The 3,695-nt window shown below is 68.7% G+C and carries 4 protein-coding genes; 2 read left to right on the plus strand and 2 right to left on the minus strand.

Annotated features, from left to right (window positions below):
• A partial coding sequence (locus Q0C59_RS19155; RefSeq protein WP_291218578.1) for an ABC transporter ATP-binding protein occupies positions 1 to 968 on the minus strand: 968 nt, incomplete at its 3' end.
• Between the two features lie 140 nt (positions 969 to 1,108).
• Between Q0C59_RS19155 and Q0C59_RS19160 the strand changes: the two genes are divergently transcribed.
• Entirely contained in the window at positions 1,109 to 2,716 is a 1,608-nt protein-coding gene (locus Q0C59_RS19160; protein ID WP_291218580.1) for an iron ABC transporter permease, read from the plus strand.
• 74 nt (positions 2,717 to 2,790) lie between these two features.
• Positions 2,791 to 3,234 carry a hypothetical protein gene (locus Q0C59_RS19165; RefSeq protein ID WP_291218582.1) on the plus strand — a complete coding sequence of 148 codons (444 nt, stop codon included), beginning with the start codon at positions 2,791 to 2,793 and terminating at the stop codon, positions 3,232 to 3,234.
• Between the two features lie 15 nt (positions 3,235 to 3,249).
• Here Q0C59_RS19165 and Q0C59_RS19170 read toward each other — a convergent pair whose 3' ends face one another.
• On the minus strand, positions 3,250 to 3,681 hold the full coding sequence (locus tag Q0C59_RS19170) for a VOC family protein (protein WP_291218584.1): 432 nt from the start codon (positions 3,679 to 3,681) through the stop codon (positions 3,250 to 3,252).
• Between the last annotated feature and the right edge of the window lie 14 nt (positions 3,682 to 3,695).

Genomic DNA, 3,695 nt, shown 5'->3' on the forward strand with positions numbered 1-3,695 from the left:
AGCACCTCGCCGCTGGCCAGGCGCAGCGTGTAGAGAAACTCGGAGCCCCGAAACGCCTTGCGCAGGATCTGCGCCTTCACCGGCGCGTGGTCGTCGTGCACGATGTCGTCGGCGCGCAGCAGCACGTCGCAGAGTCCCGAGGCGTAGGCCGTGGGCAGCGGGCATTCGTCCACGTCCTGCAGCGCACCCAGGGGCGTCTGCACCGAGACCTCGTTACCGATCTGGCTGATCTGCGCCGGGGCAAACACGCCGTGGCCGATGAACTCGGCCACGAAGCGCGTGGCCGGGCGGTGGTACAGCGCGTACGCGTCTTCCCACTGGTGCAGGTGGCCTTCGTGCATCACGCCGATCACGTCGCCGATGGCAAAGGCCTCCAGCTGGTCGTGCGTGACGAACAGGGCCGTGGCGCCAGCCGCCTTGAGGATGCCGCGCACTTCGTGCGCCAGGCGCTCGCGCAGGTCCACGTCGAGGTTGGAAAAAGGTTCGTCGAGCAGCAGCAGGCGCGGGCGCGGCGCCAATGCGCGGGCCAGCGCCACGCGCTGCTGTTGGCCGCCGGAGAGTTCGTGCGGAAAACGCTTCTGCATGCCGTCCAGGCCCACCAGCTTGAGCACCTCGGCCACGCGCGCATCGCGCTCGTTGCGGGGCAGGCGGTCGATGCCGAAGGCGATGTTCTTGCCCACGTCGAGGTGCGGAAAGAGGGCGTAGTCCTGGAACACCATGCCGATGCGGCGCTGCTCGGCGGGCATGTGGTGCGTGCCGTCGCTGACCTTCTCGCCTTCGAGCGTGATGCTGCCGCTGCTGGCGCGCTCCAGGCCAGCCACCGCGCGCAGCAAGGTGGTCTTGCCGCAGCCCGAGGGGCCGATGAGCACGCCGATGTCGCCGGCGCGCAACCCGAGCGTGACACCGTCCACCGCAGCCTGGGGCTGGCCGGGGTAGCGCACGCTGAGTTGGGCGACGTTGAGGAACATGGTGGTGGTCGGTGTTGGGTCATTGTAGATAACTACAATTCTCATTTGCATTGATGTGCATCAAAAGCCCCTCGCTGAACGCGGCGGGTCCGCGTGCCATCATCCCGCCAGCCCTCCGTTTCCTCCACTTCCCTCACTTCATGCTGCGCTGGTTGGCTCTCGCTCCGTTGATCCTGCTTGCGTGCCTGCTCACGCTGCCCGTGCTCTCGCTCGGCGGTTCGTGGTTCCAGTTCGACGCTGCGGCGCGTGATGTGCTCAGCCAGATGGCGCAGACCGTGTTGCCGGAGTACGCGCTCACCACCGTGCTGCTCTGCGTGGCGGTGGCGGTGGGCGTGGCGGTGGTGGGCATGCTCACGGCGAGCGCGGTGACGCTGTTTGAATTTCCCGGTCGGCGCTTCTTTGAATGGGCGCTGCTGCTGCCACTCGCCATGCCCGCCTATGTGGTGGCCTATGCATACACCGACTTCCTGCAGTTCAGCGGCCCGCTGCAGGTCTGGATGCGCGAGAGCTTCGGCCTCACCGGCCGTGTGTTCCCCGAGATCCGCAACACGCCCGGCGCGGTCTGGGTGTTCACCTTCTCGCTCTATCCCTATGTGTACTTGCTGGCGCGCACCGCGCTGTCGGAGCGCGCTTCGCAACTGATGGAGGCCGCACGCCTGCTCGGCGCCCCGCTGGCCCGGCGCATCCGCGAGGTGGCCTTGCCGCTGGCGCGCCCCGCCGTGGCCGCGGGCGTGGCGCTGGCACTCATGGAAACCCTGGCCGACTTCGGCGTGGTGAGCTACTTCGGCGTGCAGACCTTCACCGCCGGCATCTACAAAGCCTGGCTGGCCATGGACAACCGCTCCGCCGCCGCCCAGCTCGCCACCATGCTGCTGGCCGTGGTGGCGCTGTTGCTGTGGCTGGAGCACCGCGCGCAACACCGCATGCGCTTCTCCACCCTGCGCGGCATGCGCGCCGGCAGCAACGAAGCGCAGCCCGCGCAACTGCGGGGTGGGCGCGCGGCGCTGGCTGTTGTGCTGTGTGCCCTGCCGATTGCGTTCGGGTTTGTGCTGCCGGTGCTGTTCATGCTGCGCCCGCTTATTGGCGGCTGGGAAGAATTGCCCTGGACCTCGTTCGTGCAGTGGTCGCGCAACAGCGTGTGGCTCGCCAGCCTGTCGGCGGCGCTGGCCACCTTCATCGCACTGGCCCTGGCTTTCTCCGTTCGCGTGCGCCCGGGCAAGGTCACGCGCGGCGCGGTGCAGCTCGCCAGCCTGGGTTATGCGGTGCCTGGCGCGGTCATCGTGGTGGGGCTGCTGCTGCCGGTGGGTTGGTTGCAGGCCATCAAGCCCGACACCAGCGTGGGCTACTACGTCACCGCCACGGCGCTGGGCATCGTCTGGGCCTACATGGTCCGTTTCACCGCGGTGGCGCTGCAGTCCATGCAGAGCGGCTACGCGCGCATTCCGGCCAGCCTGGACGATTCGGCCCGCATGCTCGGCACCACCGGGTTCGGGCTGGCGGCCCGCGTGCACTGGCCACTGCTCAAGCGCTCCACCGCCGCCGCTGCGCTGCTGGTGTTCGTGGACGTCATGAAGGAACTGCCCGCCACGCTGGTGCTGCGCCCCTTCAACAGCGACACCCTGGCCGTGGTGACCTACCAGCTCGCGCGCGACGAGCGCCTGGGCGAAGCGGCATTGCCGGCGCTCACGCTGGTGCTGGTGGGGTTGGTGCCGGTGATGCTGCTCAGCCGGACCTTGCGACAGCGGTAAGCGGGTGTTGCGGGCCGTTGTGCTGCCGGGTGCACGCTGGTCCAATGCAGGTTTTCCATCTGCCGCCTGACCACATGCTCAACAACACCCAAGGAGAACGCCGCCGGCTCATGGCTCTGTCGGCAGCGGCAGGCGCTGCGGCGCTGGCCGCGGGTTGCGGTATCCGCGCACCGCTGCCTGGCCAGGCGCCCGCCAGCGCGGCCTACCGCCGCGAAGCCGCCACGCACCTCTACCGCAAGTACCCCGACCGCATCTTCCGGGGAAAACTGCCGCCCATGCTCTACGCCATCGGCGTGCTTGAGATCGAGCTGAGCCAGGGCGGGCGAGTGGGCTCCACCCGCTGGCTGCGCGGCCCCAGCCACGCGCCGGAGGTCATGGCCGAGATCGAACGCCTGGTGCGTGCCGCCGCACCGTTTCCGTCGCCGCCGGGCTTCGGGCGCGTGCAGTACGTGGACACCTGGCTGTGGGACCGCAGCGGACGCTTTCAGCTCGACACGCTGAGCGAAGGGCAGCTCTGAGGTCCGCCGGGTCGGTCAGGACTGGCCCATCTCCCGCGGCCCACCGTTGATGCCCCACGGCGTGCCGAAACGGTCGGTCACCATGCCGAAGGTGTCGGCCCAGAACGTTTCTGCCAACGGCATGCCCACCTTGCCGCCCTCGGCCAGCGCGTTGAACACGCGCGTGGCTTCCGCCACCGTGGGGTAGGTGATGGCCAGCATGCAGCCCTGTATGCCGGCGTAGGGCACGCCGGGCGGCGCGTCGCCGGCCATGATGGCGAAGTCGGGGTGCACCAGGCAGGCGTGCATCACCCGGTCGGCGTGCCCGGGCGGCACCGGCATCTCGCCGGGCATCTGGCCGTAGGTGATGAGCGCTTCGAGCTTTGCGCCGAGTACCTGGGCGTAGAACTTCATCGCGTCGGCGCAGTCGCCGTTGTAGGAGAGGTAGGCGCAGAGTTGAATGGACATGGGGTCTCCTGAAA

It is taken from the genome of Hydrogenophaga sp. (genome assembly GCF_022844385.1).
GTDB lineage: Bacteria > Pseudomonadota > Gammaproteobacteria > Burkholderiales > Burkholderiaceae_C > Hydrogenophaga.

Excerpts from the sequence above, each read along its gene's own strand:
- Q0C59_RS19165 (WP_291218582.1), top strand. The coding sequence starts at position 2,791 with ATGCTCAACAACACCCAAGGAGAACGCCGCCGGCTCATGGCTCTGTCG.
- Q0C59_RS19160 (WP_291218580.1), top strand. The coding sequence starts at position 1,109 with ATGCTGCGCTGGTTGGCTCTCGCTCCGTTGATCCTGCTTGCGTGCCTG.
- Q0C59_RS19170 (WP_291218584.1), bottom strand. The coding sequence starts at position 3,681 with ATGTCCATTCAACTCTGCGCCTACCTCTCCTACAACGGCGACTGCGCC.